Source organism: Ferrimonas futtsuensis DSM 18154 (assembly GCF_000422645.1).
Lineage (GTDB): Bacteria > Pseudomonadota > Gammaproteobacteria > Enterobacterales > Shewanellaceae > Ferrimonas > Ferrimonas futtsuensis.
In genome coordinates this window covers 4,925-5,235 of record NZ_KE383896.1, presented here as the reverse complement: position 1 = coordinate 5,235, position 311 = coordinate 4,925, and the positions used below count along the sequence as shown (strand labels likewise).

Annotated in this window: 2 tRNA genes; both read right to left on the bottom strand. The window is 53.4% G+C overall.

Going from position 1 to position 311, the window contains the following annotated elements:
* Position 1: 1 nt before the first annotated feature.
* Positions 2–77: transfer RNA gene (locus G505_RS0117715), tRNA-Asn, on the bottom strand.
* A 152-nt stretch (positions 78–229) separates the two neighbouring features.
* Positions 230–306, bottom strand: a tRNA-Met gene (locus G505_RS0117710).
* Between the last annotated feature and the right edge of the window lie 5 nt (positions 307–311).

Genomic DNA, 311 nt, shown 5'->3' with positions numbered 1-311 from the left:
GTGGCTCCCCCTGCTGGACTTGAACCAGCGACATATGGATTAACAGTCCACCGTTCTACCGACTGAACTAAGGGGGAATCGAGTTTTTCGGTGTTTCGCCTCACCTCTGAGGTTGTCATCCCTGCTAGAACAGTCCACATGGATTCAAGCCGACTGAACTAAGGGGGAATCGAATTATTCGGTGTTTCTCCTCACCGCTGAGGCTTCTCTTTATAAGAGAACTCAAAATTGGTTGCGGGGGCCGGATTTGAACCGACGACCTTCGGGTTATGAGCCCGACGAGCTACCAGGCTGCTCCACCCCGCGTCCGA